This is a genomic window from Azorhizobium caulinodans ORS 571, assembly GCF_000010525.1.
Classification (GTDB): domain Bacteria; phylum Pseudomonadota; class Alphaproteobacteria; order Rhizobiales; family Xanthobacteraceae; genus Azorhizobium; species Azorhizobium caulinodans.
Window position 1 is genome coordinate 843668 of record NC_009937.1, and the last position, 15935, is coordinate 859602.

The 15935-nt window shown below is 69.3% G+C and carries 13 protein-coding genes; 3 read left to right on the top strand and 10 right to left on the bottom strand.

What is annotated here, in order from left to right:
• Window positions 1-5 precede the first annotated feature (5 nt).
• On the top strand, window positions 6-632 hold the full coding sequence (locus AZC_RS03815; RefSeq protein ID WP_012169278.1) for a 2-hydroxychromene-2-carboxylate isomerase: 627 nt from the start codon (window positions 6-8) through the stop codon (window positions 630-632).
• Window positions 633-642: 10 nt separating this feature from the next.
• Here AZC_RS03815 and AZC_RS24250 read toward each other — a convergent pair whose 3' ends face one another.
• The 6 genes from AZC_RS24250 to AZC_RS03845 form a co-directional block, all read right to left on the bottom strand.
• Window positions 643-1125 (bottom strand): hypothetical protein, encoded by a 483-nt coding sequence (locus tag AZC_RS24250; RefSeq protein WP_012169279.1) that lies wholly within the window; start codon window positions 1123-1125, stop codon window positions 643-645.
• 176 nt (window positions 1126-1301) lie between these two features.
• Window positions 1302-1790: a hypothetical protein gene (locus AZC_RS03825; RefSeq protein WP_012169280.1), complete on the bottom strand. Its 489-nt coding sequence runs from the start codon at window positions 1788-1790 to the stop codon at window positions 1302-1304.
• 89 nt (window positions 1791-1879) lie between these two features.
• A complete protein-coding gene (locus tag AZC_RS03830) occupies window positions 1880-2380 on the bottom strand; it encodes a hypothetical protein (RefSeq protein WP_012169281.1) in 501 nt (166 codons plus the stop codon).
• A 4-nt stretch (window positions 2381-2384) separates the two neighbouring features.
• A complete protein-coding gene (locus AZC_RS03835) occupies window positions 2385-2771 on the bottom strand; it encodes a VOC family protein (RefSeq protein WP_012169282.1) in 387 nt (128 codons plus the stop codon).
• A 21-nt stretch (window positions 2772-2792) separates the two neighbouring features.
• Complete coding sequence (gene rlmN / locus AZC_RS03840) at window positions 2793-4013, bottom strand: 23S rRNA (adenine(2503)-C(2))-methyltransferase RlmN (protein ID WP_012169283.1); 1221 nt, start codon at window positions 4011-4013, stop codon at window positions 2793-2795.
• A gap of 88 nt (window positions 4014-4101) precedes the next feature.
• Window positions 4102-4638 (bottom strand): invasion associated locus B family protein, encoded by a 537-nt coding sequence (locus AZC_RS03845; protein WP_133866891.1) that lies wholly within the window; start codon window positions 4636-4638, stop codon window positions 4102-4104.
• Between the two features lie 272 nt (window positions 4639-4910).
• On the opposite strand from AZC_RS03845, the gene AZC_RS03850 reads away from it, so the two are divergent.
• Entirely contained in the window at window positions 4911-5891 is a 981-nt protein-coding gene (locus tag AZC_RS03850) for an NADPH:quinone oxidoreductase family protein (protein ID WP_012169285.1), read from the top strand.
• Between the two features lie 6 nt (window positions 5892-5897).
• On the opposite strand, the gene AZC_RS03855 is transcribed toward AZC_RS03850, so the two are convergent.
• From AZC_RS03855 to AZC_RS03865, 3 genes are read right to left on the bottom strand one after another with little or no spacing between them, the layout of a single operon-like run.
• Window positions 5898-6287 (bottom strand): YkvA family protein, encoded by a 390-nt coding sequence (locus tag AZC_RS03855; protein ID WP_012169286.1) that lies wholly within the window; start codon window positions 6285-6287, stop codon window positions 5898-5900.
• Between the two features lie 60 nt (window positions 6288-6347).
• Window positions 6348-10652 (bottom strand): translocation/assembly module TamB domain-containing protein, encoded by a 4305-nt coding sequence (locus tag AZC_RS26270; protein ID WP_012169287.1) that lies wholly within the window; start codon window positions 10650-10652, stop codon window positions 6348-6350.
• Window positions 10652-12640, bottom strand: coding sequence for an autotransporter assembly complex protein TamA (locus tag AZC_RS03865; RefSeq protein ID WP_043878857.1), 1989 nt, complete (start codon window positions 12638-12640; stop codon window positions 10652-10654). The genes AZC_RS26270 and AZC_RS03865 overlap by 1 nt, the downstream gene beginning before the upstream one ends.
• Window positions 12641-13029: 389 nt before the next feature.
• Here AZC_RS03865 and AZC_RS03870 point away from each other — a divergent pair, with 389 nt between their 5' ends.
• A complete protein-coding gene (locus tag AZC_RS03870) occupies window positions 13030-13944 on the top strand; it encodes an NAD(P)-dependent oxidoreductase (protein WP_012169289.1) in 915 nt (304 codons plus the stop codon).
• A 15-nt stretch (window positions 13945-13959) separates the two neighbouring features.
• Here the strand turns inward: AZC_RS03870 and AZC_RS03875 are convergent, their stop codons facing one another.
• Window positions 13960-15894: a sigma 54-interacting transcriptional regulator gene (locus tag AZC_RS03875; protein WP_081433890.1), complete on the bottom strand. Its 1935-nt coding sequence runs from the start codon at window positions 15892-15894 to the stop codon at window positions 13960-13962.
• Window positions 15895-15935: the final 41 nt, after the last annotated feature.

Here is a 15935-nt window from a genome sequence, read left to right on the forward strand (position 1 = left end):
CGGCAATGAGAAGGCCAAGCCTGGATTTCTATTACGAGTTCTCCTCCCCCTATTCCTACCTCTCTGCGGTGCGCATCGGCCCCCTGGCCGAGGCGGCGGGGGTGCATGTGACGTGGAAGCCCTTCCTGCTCGGTCCCATCTTCGCCGAACTCGGCTATTCCTCCTCGCCCTTCGTGGACGTGCCGCTGAAGGGGGAGCACATGTGGCGCGACGTGCAGCGCCTCGCCGTCCATTACGGACTGCCGGACGTGGTACGGCCGGACTTCTTCCCGCTGAACACGCTGCTCGCCGCCCGTGTGGCGCTCCATCTCAACGACGCTTCACGCCCGGGCTTCACGGTGGCCGCCTTCAAGGCGCTGTTCGCGAAGGGGCGGGACATTTCGGACCGGGAGGTGGTGCGGCAGGTACTGGCCGGTCTCGGACACTATTGCGATCACGTAATCGATGCGGCCGAGACGGCCGAGAACAAGGCGGCGCTCAAGGCGCGCGTGGAAGAGGCGCGCGCGGCGGGCGTCTTCGGCGCGCCGACCTTCATCACCGATGACGGTGAACTGTTCTGGGGCAACGATCGGCTGGAGATGGCCATCGCCCATGCGGCGGCCGGCGGCGCGACTGCGGCCAAGGCCTCCTGAGCGGCGACGCTCAGGCGAAGGCGCGGGAGAAGCCCGAGGGGGCGCGCTGGAAGCCGGCGTTCCAGCCCGCCACGGCCCAATAGGCGATGCCGCCCACGAGCCCTGCGGTCAGGAGGTTGTCGGCGCTGATCGCGGGCAGCCCGGCCGCCCAGCCCAGCGAGAAGAGCTGGCCGGTCAGCCAGCCGCAGGTGGCGCCGTTGGCAGCGTGGAACATGAAGGAGCGGACGCCGAAATATTCCGACACCGCAATGCCGACGATCGCGAGCTTCCAGATCGTCACCACTTGCGTGGCGGCGCAGGCGAGCAGGAGCGAGAAGGGCAGCTTGCGCGAGGCGAAGATCTCGCTCGGGTCACGCAGCCAGATGCTGTCCACAGGGGGCTTCGGGGTGATGAAGGCGCCGTAGGTCGCAACCAGCGCGCCCGAGAGGGCGGCGAGGACGAGGCCGATGCTGATGACCAGCAGGCGCGTCAGAAGTGGGCTGTGCGACGGCAAGGCGATCCCCGCTTGAGCTGTCCGGACGACCCGGTCCCCGATGCCGCTGGCCGGAATCGTTGGCTCGGGATCAGCCCGGGACTCGATCCGTATCCAGTCGTGCCATCATAGGCCGCGCCCCAAGGCTGGCCAAGGCGCGTAAGGGCCGAGGCTTGGCTCAGGCTTGCATCCGCATCTCAGGCCGGCGGCGGGGGCCGGTCTCCGGGGCGGGTCTTATCGTCGTGTCCAGTCTTGCGTCGGCTGCCGGCGCCGCGCCCCGCGATCAGCCAGTAGGCGAAGCCTCCGGCGGCTGCGGTGGCGAGGATGTCCATCGGGAATGGCCCGGCGGGGTTGCCGAGGTCCAGCAAGGCGAGGAAGCCCGCGCTCGCGAGGCCTGCGGCCAGCCAGCATCCCATGTGGAAGACGATGGAACTCTCGCGGCGCACCTCCGCCACCACCGCGCCCGCGACGCCCATCTGCCAGACCAGATACGTGTTCATGTAGGGCTGGACGGCAGTGAGCACGAGGCTGACGGGCAGCAGGATCGCGGCCACGATGACGTCGCTCGCGGTCCATTCCGCCGGCGTGGAGCCGGGCGGCGGGCCGAGCACATGCAGGGTCATGAAGTGCAGCGAGACGAACGCGCAGGCCGCCAGCGCCCCCGCGAGCCCCAGCACCACGACCACGATGCGTGGCAGGAAATCATCGAGCTTGGGCAGGGGATTCTCCCAGGGGCGTGGGGGAAGCCGGATGCGATGGCACCCGGCCGAGCCAATCAGGCCGCTGAGGCAGGGGGCTGCGGCGTGGGGGACGGGGGGCGTGAGCGCACAGGCTTCCAGAAGCCCGCGCTCCAGCCGGCGACGAGCCAGTAGACGAGCCCGCCCGCGAGGCCGGCCGCGAGGATGTAGAAGGGATCGGCTGGGGCCGTGGCCTCTCCGCTGATGCGAGGGAAGAGCCGCGCGCCGACGAAGGCCGAGACGGCGCCGTTGGCCACGTGGAACAGCCACGAGCGGGCCGCGAACACCTCGGCGAACAGCACGCCCACCAGTGCCACCAGCCACATCACGCTCACCAGGAAGGTGACGAGGAAGGTGCCCGTGAACAGCGCCTCCATGATCGCCACCCAGGTTTCCGGTGCCAGCCCGAGCGACTGGTTGGCGAGCGCCCCGATACGCCACTGGCCGAACAGGATGACGGCCACGCCGGCGAGAATCGCGGCGAGCAGGCCGATGGGAATGACGAGGATGCGCAGCAGGAGGCGGAAGACGGAATCCAAGGGATCAGACCGGATGGTGGCACACCGCCTCGACATTGTTCCCGTCAGGATCAAGGACGAAAGCGGCGTAGTAATTCGGATGATAGTGGAGGCGGAGGCCGGGCGCGCCGTTGTCGCGTCCGCCCGCCGCCAGCGCGGCCGCGTAAAAGGCATCCACCGATGCCCGGTCCGGGGCGGCGAAGGCCACGTGCAGCGGACCGCTCACCGGCGTGGCATCGCTGATCCAGAAGGATGGCTTGCCCGCAACGCCGAAGCCGATATGGGCGTGCCCGCCGCTCTCCTGCGCGCTCACCTGCATCTGCACCGTGGCGCCGATCGGGCCGAGCGCTGCGAGATAAAAGGAGCGGGAGCGCTCAAGATCGCTGACGGCAAGGCCCAGATGGTCGATCATGCCAACTCCCTTGGCCGGGTGCTACTCCGCCGCGGCCGCCATGGCCCGGAGTGCGAGGCGCTCGCGGGCGGAGAGTTTCTCGGTCTCGCTCTTCAACTGGCCGCAGGCGGCGAGGATGTCGCGCCCGCGCGGGGTGCGCACCGGGCTCGCATAGCCGGCGCGGAAGACGATGTCCGAGAACTTCTCGATCGTCTCCCAGTCCGAGCACTCATATTTGGTGCCGGGCCAGGGGTTGAAGGGAATGAGGTTGATCTTGGCCGGCACGCCTTCCAGCAGCTTCACCAGGGCGCGGGCGTCCGCCGGGCTGTCGTTCACGCCCTTCAGCATCACATATTCAAAGGTGATGCGCTTGGCGTTGGAGGCGGCCGGATAGGTGCGGCAGGCCTCCATCAGCTCGGCGATGGGATACTTCTTGTTGATGGGCACCAGCACGTCGCGCAGGTCGTCGCGCACCGCGTGCAGCGAGATGGCGAGCATGGGACCGACCTCGCGGCCGAGCTTCTCGATCTCAGGCACCACGCCCGAGGTGGAGACGGTGATGCGGCGTTTGCCGAGGCCGAGGCCGTCGCCATCGGCCAGGATCTCGATGGCCTCGGCGACCGAGTCATAGGCATAGAGCGGCTCGCCCATGCCCATGAAGACGATGTTGGTGACGAGGCGGTCGCCTTCCGTGGGCAGGCCGGGGCCTACCGCGCGCTCACGGCCGGGATAGTCGCCCAGCCGGTCGCGGGCGACGAGCACCTGCGCCACGATTTCGGCGGCGGTGAGGTTGCGCACGAGCCGCTGCGTGCCGGTGTGGCAGAAGGCGCAGTTCAGCGTGCAGCCCACCTGGCTGGAGACGCACAGCGTGCCGCGATCCCGCTCGGGGATATAGACCGCCTCCACTTCGTGGGGGCGCTCGCCGGGCGTTTCCGCCGGCAGGCGCAGCAGCCACTTGCGGGTGCCGTCCTGTGACACCTGCTCCACCACGATCTCGGGCCGGGCGAGGGAATAATGCTCCGCCAGCTGCGTCCGCAACGTCTTGGAGACGTTGGTCATTTCCGCAAAGTCGGTGGCGCCGCGCAGGTAGATCCAGTGCCATAGCTGGTTGACGCGCATCTTCCGCTCGCGCTCCGGCACGCCGATGGCGGCGAGCGCAAGCCCCAGCTTCTCCCGGTCGAGACCGGCGAGGGAGGGCAGAATGGAAAGCGCCGCCACGGGGGCGGCCACGGCAGTCGGCGAAGGCATCATGGGCGCATACATAATGAATTCCCGCCCGTCCGGCTACCGCGCTTCAAGCATGAGGGGCCTGCCGGCGGGGCCGGCAGGCGGGTCGGGCCGTTTCAGGCGGTCAGCGGCATTCCTGCGCCACGCGGTCGAGCGCCTGACCGATACCGTTCAGCGAGTATTTGTCGGTGGTCGGATTGCCGCGCGAGGAGCTGGACACCACGATGGCATCGCGGCCCTTGCGCAGGGTGTCCACGAGACGGCCTTCGTCCGCCACGTTCCGGACCCAGGCGCCTTCGGACTTGGTGTAGAGCTCGAACGTGGTGCCGCCAACGGTGACCTTGGCCTCGCTGCCCTCCTTGAGCGGGAAGCCCATGGTGAAGCTCACCTCGTTCTTCACATTCTCGCCGGGGCGGGTGCTGATGAAGAAATAGGCCGGATCACGCTTCAGGCCGCCGGGCTGGCGATCCTTCGGCTGGGAAATGGCGTAACAGACCTTCGGAGCACTCGTGCTCACATAGACGCTCCAGTCGCCGAACTGGGCGACGGCCTTGGACGAACCCTGGCCCTGGGCCGAAGCCGTGCCGGCCGCGCAGGCCATCAAAGCGGCGGCCATCAGGGTGAGGCGCGCCCGGTTGAAGCTGGCACGATGGTGAGCCATGGCATCTCCTGAACGAGGTATGCGGTCCGCGCGCATTGACGCAAACATGAAGTCCGTTGCGGGTAACGGTGCCTCCGTAATGGGGGAGGCGGCCGAAAAAATGGCACACACAACGTTTCCCTTTTGATTAATCTCGCGCAAAAGGCGCCGAAAAAGGACGCCGGTTACAGGTTTTTGATGGGAGCCGGTTCCAGGGTGTGGCGTGCCTGCGGCAGCGCCCGCGTCTGATGGATCAGGGGCGCTCATCCACGGAAGGGGAGACGAATCGTCCCATGAAGGCTGTCCTGTGCGTCCGCCACGCTCCGCCCGAGGCTCTTGAGATCGTGGACCTGCCCGATCCCGTGGCCGGTCCCGGCGAGGTGGTGGTGGAAGTGGCCGCCGTCGGCCTCAATTTCTTCGACACCCTCATCATCCGCAACCTTTATCAGCAGAAGCCCGATCTGCCCTTCTCGCCCGGTGGCGAGTTCGCCGGCCGTGTCCTGGCGCTGGGGCCGGGCGTGACCGGGCCGAAGGTCGGCACCCGCGTCTGCGGCAACGTCGGTTATGGCGCGGCCCGCGAGCGCCTCGTGGTGCGCGCCGACCGGCTTGCGGTCGTGCCGGACGATCTCGATCTCGTGCGCGCCGCCGGCCTCATCATCACCTATGGCACCAGCCTCTATGCCCTGCGCGACCGCGGCGAGCTGAAGGCCGGCGAGACGCTGGTGGTCCTGGGAGCCGCTGGCGGCGTCGGTCTCGCGGCGGTGGAACTGGGCAAGATCCTCGGCGCCCGCGTCATCGCCTGCGCCTCCTCTCCGGACAAGATCGCCTTCGCCCGCAGCCACGGTGCCGATATCGGCATCGATTACACCACGGAAAACCTGAAGCTGCGCCTCAAGGAACTCACCGGCGGTGAGGGTGCGGATGTGGTCTACGATCCGGTGGGCGGCGACCTCTCCGAACAGGCGCTGCGCTCGCTCGGCTGGTGCGGGCGGCTGCTGGTCATCGGTTTCGCGGCGGGCGAAATTCCGAAGCTGCCGCTGAACCTGCTGCTGCTCAAGAATTGCGACGCGCGGGGCGTCGCCTTCGGCACGCAGGCCATGCGCGATCCCGCCTGGCTGACGGCGACCATCACCGAACTCATGGGCTATGCCCGCTCGGGAGCCATCTCCGCCCATGTGGACGCGACCTTCCCGCTGGAGCGCTGCGCCGAGGCGCTGGGCGAGATCGCCGGCCGGAAGGTGAAGGGCAAGGTGGTGCTCACCACCGGCCTGTGACCGGCGTCAGCCCTCTCGGGCCCGCCGCAGGGCCTCATCGGCCGCTTCGCGATGGTGCGGCTTGATGTGGTTGGCGAGCAGCTGGAGCGCGCCGAACAGCACCGCCGCATCGTCCCCGAAACCGACGATGGGGATGAAGTCGGGCACCGTGTCGATGGGTAGCACGAAATAGGCGAGGGCGCCGAGCAGCGCCGCCCGCACGCGCAGGGGCGTCTCGCGGTCGAAGGCGGCGTAATAGGCCGCGATCGCGTCGCCCGCGAAGGGCACGCGCGCGGCACCACCCTTCAGCTTCTGCCAGAAGCCCGAGCGGACCCGCGCTTCGTCTTCGGCCGCACGGCTGCGGTCATCGCCGGGAAGGTCGCCCCAGTCGGTGTCGGAGGTGTGGCTGGTGTTCATGACCGATCACATGGGAAAGGCCGGCCCGGCGCGCAAGACGGATGCCACTGAAGGCCCGTCTCAATAATCCCACTGGGCACCGACGCCCACTTCGCCGGAGCCGTCCGCCCCGGCGCCGCCCTGGATGCGGATGTTCTTGGTCACGTCCACATCGATGGTGGCGCGGCTGGAGCCGGCCGTCGTGCCCTGCCGCACGCCGAGATAGACCTTGTCGTTGATGCGCCGGCCGAAGCCCACCTCGCCGCCATTGCCCTCGGCATTGGCGCCGATGCTCAGGCTGTCGAGGCCGAACTGACGGCGCAACTGGTCGATCTGCGCGCCGCCGCCCGAATATTGCGCCAGCGCCTGCGCGAGCTGGAGGGCCTGGCCCGTGGAGAGCTGGCCCGTGGGCTTGCCGAACAGGAGGCGGGCGATCACCTCGTCCTCCGGCAGGCTGGGCGAGGAGGTGAAGGTGATGTCGGGGTCCGAGGCGCTGCCGGTCACGTTCACCCGCGCGGTCACGTCGGAGGCGCTGCTCTCGGCGGTGAAGTCGAGTTCCGGGTCTGTGGAGCCCCGGAAGGTCAGGATGCCGCGCGTGAAATCGAGCCGTCGGCCGAGGATGTCGAAGCTGCCGCGCCGCATCTGGAAGCCGCCGTTGGCGATGGGATCGGCATTGGTGCCGGAGAGTGCGATCTGACCGCCCAGCTCCGCATCGATGCCCATGCCGCGCACGAACACCCGGCTCGGTGCGGCCACCGTGAGATTGAGGCCCAGAACGAACGGACGGGGAGCGCTGGCGCGGGCGGTGCGCTTGCCGCGATCATTGGCCCGCATGCCGCGCGCCTGCGCCGCCCGCGGCTCGCTGACCTTGGTGCCGGGCGCCACATTGACGTGCCGCACGTTGATCTGCGCGCCGGCGGAGGTGAGGCGGTCGGGGATGTTCACGTCGAGGCTGCGCACGTCGATGCGCCCGCCGACGGTGGGGCGGGTCGCGAGCGCGCCGGTCACATTCAGTCGGCCGTCCACAACGAGGCGCATGAGGTCGCTGTTCACGACGCCCGCATTCTGGAGCGTGATGTCCGCCTGTCCGGGGAAACCGGCGGCGGGGTCCAGCGCCACGCTGCCGCGCCCGGTGATGCTGCCGCCGTTGAGGGTGCGGGCGCTGAAGGAGGAGAGCGTCACCGAACGGTCGGTACCGGTCAGCGTCGCCTCGATCCGGTCGATGGTGACGCCATTGGGCGCGTCATCGTAGCGGCCGTTGGTGACACGCACCGTGCCGCCTGCGCTCGGCGCCTCATAGGTGCCGCGCAGGGTCATGTCGACGGCGGCGTTGCCGCTCGCCCGTGCGCCGGAGACGGCAAGCACCGCATTGGCGATGCCGAGGCTCACCTGACCGCGCAGCACCAGATCCATATTCCCCGCGCCCATGGGCACCGAGCCGTTCAGCGTCACGCCCGAGAGCGAGGGGCCGCTGATGCTGGAGCGGATCGTCGCCCGCCCGTCCGCGAAGGTGCCGTCCGCCCGGATGTCGAGCTGGCTGACGCCAGCGCTCTGCATGTCCGGCTGGGTGATGCGGGCGAGGATCAGGTTATAGCGGCCGGTGGGCGCGCTGGCCGGGCCGGAGATTTGGGCCTGACCCGACAGCGTGCCGGCGAGGCCCTGCGTGGGCGTCGCGATCGCCAGCAGCGAGAGGGGCAGGTTGCGGATGTCCGCCGAGAGATTGAGCGTGTCGCCCACGCGACCCTGCACGACTGCCGAGCCGCCACCGCTCTGGAGGGCGAAGCGGTCCACGGCGATCGCCCCGTCCGCAGAGGTGAAGGTGGCGGGGGCGGTGAGGGTGGCAGTGGCTCCGCCATTGGCGAGCCGCAGCGTGTCGAGCCGCAGGGCATAGCGCGCCGGGTCAGTGGTGGCGCGGCCGGAGGCGGCGATGGTCGTGCCCTGCACCACGCCGTCGAGCCGCAGGTTGGTGGCGTTGGCGCCGGCCGGGCTGGCGTCGAGGGTCGCGCGGTCGATCCGGAAGCCGTTGCTGTCGATCCCCGCAAGCACTGCCCGGCCGGTGAGGCTCGGCGCCTTTGCCGGGTCGATCAGGGTGAGATTGATGTCGCTGCGGTCGAGCCGCACGCCCGGAGCTGTGACATTGGTCGCATTGGCCTGAAGGGCGATGCGCTGACGCCAGGCGTCCACATCGAGGACGAGGGTGGCATTCACCGCCCCGCCCATCTCGGTGAGGGCCAGAGCGGAGAGGTCCGCCACATTCGGAGCAGCCAGCTGAAGCCGACCGGTCATGAGGCCGGAGGCGGCGCGGGAGACGGCGCCTTGTGCGCGGGCGCTGCCGAGCGTGAGATCGAGCCCGTTGAGGCTCTGGCCACCATCCGCCGCCGTTGCGAAGGCGCCCTTTCCGGTGAGCGCCTTGCCGCCGATGGTTCCGGAGGCCGCCAGAGTGCCCGCAGGCAGATGGGTGAGGTCGCTGCCGGTGACATCAATGCGAAGGTCGCGCACGTCGCGGCCCATGGCCTTGCCCTGCGGCACGGCGAGCCGGGCGGTGACACCGAGCTTTTCCAGCGAGCCGGAGAAAGCGGCGTCCGCCTCAAGCCGCCCGGCGACACGGCTGTCCACCTTGCCGATCTCGGCCAGCGACACGACGGCCCGAAGGTCGGCGGCGGTGCGGTCGATGCGGCCGTTCACGGCCACGTCGAGGCCGTTGGAATTGAGCTTGAGGTCGCGCACCGCCACCGCCCCGTCGGCGCCATAGGCGAGCGCGCCGGTGAGGCGGGCCGTGCGGCCCAGCATGCCGTCGATGAGAGGCTCCGACGTGGTGATGCCGCGCCCGGAGCCGGAAATGTCCGCCGCGAAGCCGCCGCCGCTCGGCCGGCTCAGCTTGGCGGTCAGCATCATCTCGCCGGTCAGCGGACGGCCCGCCAGCGGCGAGAAGGCGGCGAGGTCGAGGCGGGTGATGGAGAAGGTGCCGTCCAGCGCATCGCGGGCGGCCCGGCCATCGAAGGTCATCTCCAGCGGCAGCAGCGCGGCCTTGGCGGTGCGCACATAAGGCGCGCCGGTCTGCGGCAGGCCGCCGGCGGCGGAAATCGTGCCGCCTGCCGGGCCGAGGGCCGCATTCACCTTGGGATCGGCGGCGCTGAGCCCCTCCACCGTCGCATCCACCATCCAGCCGTAGCCGGCGGCGTCGGGCGTGAGGCGCAGCTTGGCCTTGGTGCTGCGCGCGCCATAGCCCCGGCCGCTCGCGCCGGTCACGGCCGCATGGGCGACGAGGCGGGGCGTCGCCAGCGCGCCGTCCAGCGTGCCGTTGACGGTCAGAGCCTGGAAGGAGGCGTCCGGCAGCGCCGCTGAGAAGCGCGAGCCGTCCGGCACTTCGGCGGAAAAGGTGAGGGCGAGCGTCCCGCCCTTCAGGTCCGCCGTGCCGCTGGCCCGCGCATTGCCGGCGGCTGCATAGGCCACCACGCGGGAGAGGGAGAGGGCGAGGTCCTGCGTGATGCGGGCATCGCCTTCGAGCGTGACACGATCCCCCGCCAGCGGCCGGTAGGCCGGCGGCAGCGCCCGCGCGACATCGCCTTCGGCCGAGAACTGGAGGCGATGGGTATCGCCCTCGCTCTTGATCCATGCGGTGGCCTGCACGCCGGCGAGCGTGCCGGCGCGCACCTGCAGATTGCCCTGCCAGGCGTCGATGGGGCCAACACCACGAATCTCCGCATCGAGTGCCGGCAGGCCTTCCAGCCCCAGGAGGCGCGCCACGAGGCCGCCCGGCGGCTCATGGGCCTGCATCTCCAGCATCAGGATGCGGGCATCCGGGGCGTAGCTCGCCTTGCCGCCCACCGTGCCGGGCTGGTCCTTACGCGTGAGGGTGAAGGCGAGGGAAAGGCCGCGCTGCGGCTCCATCAGCGAGGCGGAGCCGTCGAGCGCGAGCTGTGCGCTCTGCCCGGCAACGGGCTCGGCGAGGCGGATGTCCGCCGCCGCGAGGTGCTGGAGGACGATCCGCGGCAGGGGCGCGGAGCCGCCGCGTGCAGCGGGCCTCGGGGGCAGGTCGGGCCGGCGCAGCACGTCCACCCTCTCCGCCGTCAACGCATGCACCTTGACGGTGCCGGAGAGAAGGGCGGCCGGCGCCCAGGAGAGGGAGAGGCCCTCGATGCGGGCGAACGGTCCCTGCGGATCGGACAGGGCGATCTCGCCGATGCCGATGTTCCACGGCACACCGCCCGTGAGGTCGCGGATCTGGACCGTGAGGCCGTTGCCAGAGGCGAGACTGCCGGCAAGCTGGGCCAGCAGCGCCTTGCCGGGCGGCGTCTGCACCGCGCCGAAGAGCACGAGCACGAACAGGATGAGCCCGAGCACGGCACGGAACAGGACGCGGGCAAGAAGATCGAGCGCGCGCATCAGAAGGCCTGCCCCAGGCTGAGATAGACGCCATATTGCGAGCCGCCCGGAATGGGATTGAGCGGCACCGCGAAATCGAGGCGCACCGGACCGACGGCCGTGTAGTACCGAAGGCCGAGGCCCACCGAATAATACATGGCACTGAAGTCGGGCACATCGGAGGCGAAGGCGGCGCCCATGTCGAAGAAGGGCACGACGCCGATGGTGTCCGTGATCTTCACCCTGAGTTCGGTGGAGGCCGTGAAATAGCTGAGACCGCCGACGATCAGCCCGGTGGGCGTGCGCGGGCTGGCGGACTGGTAGTCGAAGCCGCGCAGCGTGCCGCCGCCGCCCACATAGAAGCGCCGCTGGGCCGGCACGTCGAGAAGCTCCGGCCCGATGATGGAGCCGGCGGCCACCCGCCCGGCGAGGATCCAACGCTTGTCCTCGTCGAAGGCGTGATAGGCGGAGAGCTGGGCCTTCAGCATCACCGGCCCGGCGCCGCTTTCGCCAAAGGCGACGAAGGGTTCTACGGTGGCGCTGAACTTGTAGCCTTTCGAGGCGTCGAGGGGATTGTCGGTGGTGTCGGCATTGAGGCCGAGCGGAATGCCGGCGATGAAGGGATCGGTGGTGCCGAAGGCGTCCTGCACCGTCGATTGCTCGAGATCGACACCGATCTGCCCGTTCCAGTCATCGTTGAAGCGGTGCTTCACGGCGGCGGTGAAGGTGCCGCCTTCCCGCACATAGGCGTCCGTCACTTCCCGCAAGGCGGCCGCTTCGGCGACGAGGTCCTCATTGGCGGTCAGGATGCCGGGCTTGGTGAAGGTGGCGGCCAGCCGATAGCCGAAGGGATCGGCCGTGGGCACGGAGTCGGAGCCCTGCGCATACCAGGTGAGCTGTGCATCAAGGCGCAGCGTCTCGCCGCCGCCGAACAGGTTGCGGGCGCCCCAGAAGGCATTGGCAGAGGAGCCGTCGGTGTTGGAATATTTGGCGCCGAAGCCGACATAATGTTGCTCGCGCTCGGAGATCTCCACCTGGATGGGCAACTGGCCCTGTGCGTTCAGATGGTCCGCTTCCCGGAATCGCACCGAGCCGATGATTTCGTACGACGCGAGGCGGCGGCGCAGCGCGTCCAGCCGTTCGGGCGAATAGGGCTCGCCGGGACGGATGTCGATGCGGTCCAGCACGAATTTCGGATCGACGGACTTCGTGCCCGAGACAGTGAAGGGGCCGAAGATGGCGACCGGGCCGGGATCGACCTTGAAGGTCACGTCCAGCGTCTGGGAGGCGTGATCGGCCACCACGTCCTTGCCCAGAACCTTGGCGAAGGGGCGGGACTGCGCGCGCAGGCGATCCACGATGACGCGCTCGGCCGCCGTGATGGACGTGGCGCGGGCCCGCTCGCCGGGTATCACCCGCATCTCGCGCGGGGTCGGCGCCCCGGCCACGGGGCGGCCGGCGGGATCGATGACGCGCACCGCGCCGAAGGTGAAGGCGGGGCCGCTGTCCACATCCACGACAACCGGGACAGGGCCGGCTTTCCGGACCCGCTCCACCGTCTCGAAGACGGTCGGGGCATCCACAGGCACGCCCGCGACGGTGATGGTGATGCGGCCGCCGTAATAGCCCTCGGCATAGAGGGCCGCGATGATGCGCTCGCGGTCCGCCAGCGCCCGGCGCACGAGACCGGCGGCGCCCGAGGGAGCCGTGTTCCGCAACCGCTGGAGGTTGGAGGCATCGGTGATGGCGCTGCGAACGGAACTGTCGCCCGTGACGTTCAGCGTCACCGTATAGGGCGTCGCGTCCGGCACCGGGGCGGCGGATTTCGCGCGGCTGGGATCGAACCAGGCGAGCGCCTTGTCGAAGAAGGCGGCGGCATCGTCGGCGGGAGAGGAAGTGCTCTGCGCGCGTGCGTCGGACGCGGCCAGGAGGACTGCGGCAATGAGCGCGGGCGCGCAGGCGTGCGAGAGCGCGACGCGAGGGCCTCGAAGCCCGCGCGGTCGTCCCAACGCCTGTGACCGCCGCCGCTTCAGTCCCTGCCGCAAACCACCCCCACTACGCAACGAGCCCTCATTATGGTCCAAACGCGCCAGGGATTTAACCCCATCGGCCGAATCAGCCGGACCGCTGCCGCGAGCGGCATTTGCTGAATTGAACCTTGCGCCAGGACAGCTAGGGACCTTCCGGCGCCCCCCGACAACCCCTGCTGCCGAACAAGGTTAAAGCTCCGGCGCGCAAGCCGGTTCCTCTGCACGCGGAAGGAGGTGGCGTGGTGCGGGCGGGCGTGGCTGTTCTGCCACACGAGGCGTCCGCATCGCTACCCAAGCGCAAGGCCTCGCTCTAGAACGGTTGACGGGCAGATGCCCGCCTTGAGGTTTTCTTCGCCGAGGAGTTGCCGATGCGTGCCGTATTCGTGGATGCCAGCCCGACCCTCGCCGGCGTAGCCGAGCGGCTGCACCGTGCCGACGACATTCCCCTCGGCATCCATCGCAATCCGGACGTGACGCCTGCCGAACTGCCCGCCGTGCTCGATGGCGCCGAGATCGCCATCATCGACCACACTGCCTTGCCCACCGACATCGCCCGCACCTGCAACGGGCTGAAGCATGTGGTCTTCCTCGGCACCGGCGCGCGCAGCTACATGAACCCGGAGGAACTGGCGGCGCTCGGCATCTCCGTCCACATCATCAAGGGCTATGGTGACACGGCGGTGGCCGAATGCGCCTTCGCCTTGATGTGGGCCGCAGCCAAGGGCTTCGCTTACATGGACCGTGGCGTGCGGGCCGGAAAATGGCTGCGGACCGACGGCGTGGAACTCACCGGCAAGACCATCGGCCTCATCGGCTATGGCGGTATCGGCGCCGAGATGGCGCGCCTCGCCAAGGGCGCGGGCATGCGCGTCATCGCCTGGAACCGCACGCCGAAGGACGAGCCGGGCGTGACTTTCGTCCCGCTGGAGACGCTGCTCGCCGAGAGCGACGTGGTGTCCCTGCATCTCCTGCTCAATGACGAGACGCGCGGCTTCCTCTCCCGCGAACGGCTCGCGCAGCTCAAGCCCGGCGTCATCCTCGTGAACACGGCGCGCGGCGCCCTGATCGACGAAGAGGCGCTGGTGGAGGCGCTGAAGTTCGGCAACGTGCGCCATGCGGGGCTCGACGTCTTTGTGACCGAGCCGCTGCCCGCCGACCATCCCTTCACCGCGCTGGAGAATGTGACGCTCTCCGCCCATTCCGCCTTCCGCACGCCGGAGGCCAGCGACAACCTCATCGAAGCCGCGCTCAACCACTGCCGACGGATCGCTGCCGGAGGGTGAGCGTCCGCGGCCGTTTCAGGCGCCGGAGCGTGAGGCACGCCCCGGCGTGATCCCGAGCGTCTTCATGCGGGAGGCGAGGGTCGTCGGCTTGAGGCCGAGGCGTTCGGCAGCCCCGCCGGGACCGGAGACCTTGCCGCCCGCCGCCTCCAGCGCCGCGAGGATGCTGGTCCGCAGCCGCAGGCGACGATCGGCCTCGGTTTCCAGTTCGGCGGAAGGCGGTACCGGCTGCGCGGTGGCGGGGGCCTCCCGGTCCGGAAGATCGATGTGCAGGCGGCCATTGCGCGCGAGGATGATGCCGCGCTCGATCACGTTCTGAAGCTCGCGGACATTGCCGGGCCAGTCATAGGTCTGGAGGCGGCGCATGTCGCCGGCGCTGAGCTGGAGCGGTCCATCGGCCGGCTTGCGCCGCACGCCGTCGAGGAAATGCGCCGCAAGGAGCGGGATGTCCTCTCGTCGCTCGCGCAGGGGCACGGATTCGATGGGCATGACGTCGAGCCGGTAGAACAGGTCCTCCCGGAAGCGCCCGGCCCGCACGGCGGCCTTAAGGTCGCGATTGGTGGCGGCGATGATGCGCACATCCACCTGCCGCGTGCGTTCCTCGCCGATGCGCTCGAACTGCCCCTCCTGAAGCACGCGCAGCAGTTTCGACTGGAGCTCCAGCGGGATCTCGCCCACCTCGTCGAGGAAGAGCGTGCCCCGGTCCGCCAGCTCGAACCGGCCCACGCGATCGCGCAGGGCACCGGTGAAGGCGCCGCGCACATGGCCGAAGAATTCGCTCTCGAACAGCTCGCGCGGGATGGCCGCGCAATTGACGCGGATGAGCGGGCGCTCCCGTCGCTCCGATGCATCGTGGATGGCGCGGGCGATCAGCTCCTTGCCGGTGCCGCTCTCGCCCGTGATGAGGACGGTGGCGTCGGTCGGGGCGACAAGGTCCACCTGCCTCAGCACCTTCTTGATGGCCTCCGAGCGGCCGATGATGCCGCGATGGCTGGTCTCGGCGCGGATTTCCTCCTGAAGGTAGGCATTCTCCATCTCCAGCCGCTCGCGCAGGCGGTCCACCTCGGCCAGCGCGGCCCGAAGCTGCTCGTTGGCCTCCCGCTTCTGCGTCACATCGCGGAACACCACCACGGCGCCGATGAGGCGGCCCCGGTCGCGCAGCGGGGTGGAGGTGTATTCCACCCACACCGGCCGGCCGGAGCGATGCCAGAACACCTCGTTCTCCACATGGTGGACGGCGCCATCGCGGAAGGCTGCATAGATGGGGCAGGTGGTGTTCGGATAGGCCGAGCCGTCGTGATGATGGTGATGCACCATGGCGTGCATGTCGCGGCCGATCATCTCCTCTGCCGTCCAGCCGAGGATCTGCTCGGCGGCGGGATTGACGAAGGTGGTGCGGCCTTCCGCATTCACCCCATAGATGCCTTCGCCCACCGCCCTCAAAATGAGCCGGTTCTCGCGCTCGATGTCCGCGAACAGCCGGTCGGCCCGCTGCCATTCCGCAAGACCTTCGTGCATGAAGGCCTCGGCCCGCGCCTCTAGATCGCGCCGGTGACGGGCGTCGAGATCGCAGAGGGTGAGCAGGAGCAGCCGGCCCTCGGCGGTGGGCATGAGCGTGCCGGCACACTCTACGTCCAGCTGCCGGCCGTCGGCGTGCTGGGGCTGGAGCGTGCGGGTCCAGAAGCTGCCCCGTTCCAGCACCGCCTGCGTGAAGACGATGAGCGGCCCGGTCTGCTGCGGATGCAGGTCGAACACAGTCATCCCTTGCAGTGCGAGGCGCCAGTGGCCCAGCAGCCGACATGCGGCGGCATTGGCGTCCCGGATGCGCGCGGTCTCCAGATCGACCACCAACGCCGGTTCGGCGCCGTGCAGGAAGGCCGGGCCGAAAGGCGAGGGCGGCGTTGCTGTCTCCGGCAACTGCGCGGCGAGCGGTGCGGCCTGCGGGAGCGTCATTACGAATTTTCGCCAGTGGGATCTGAAGTATCGTAAATGAC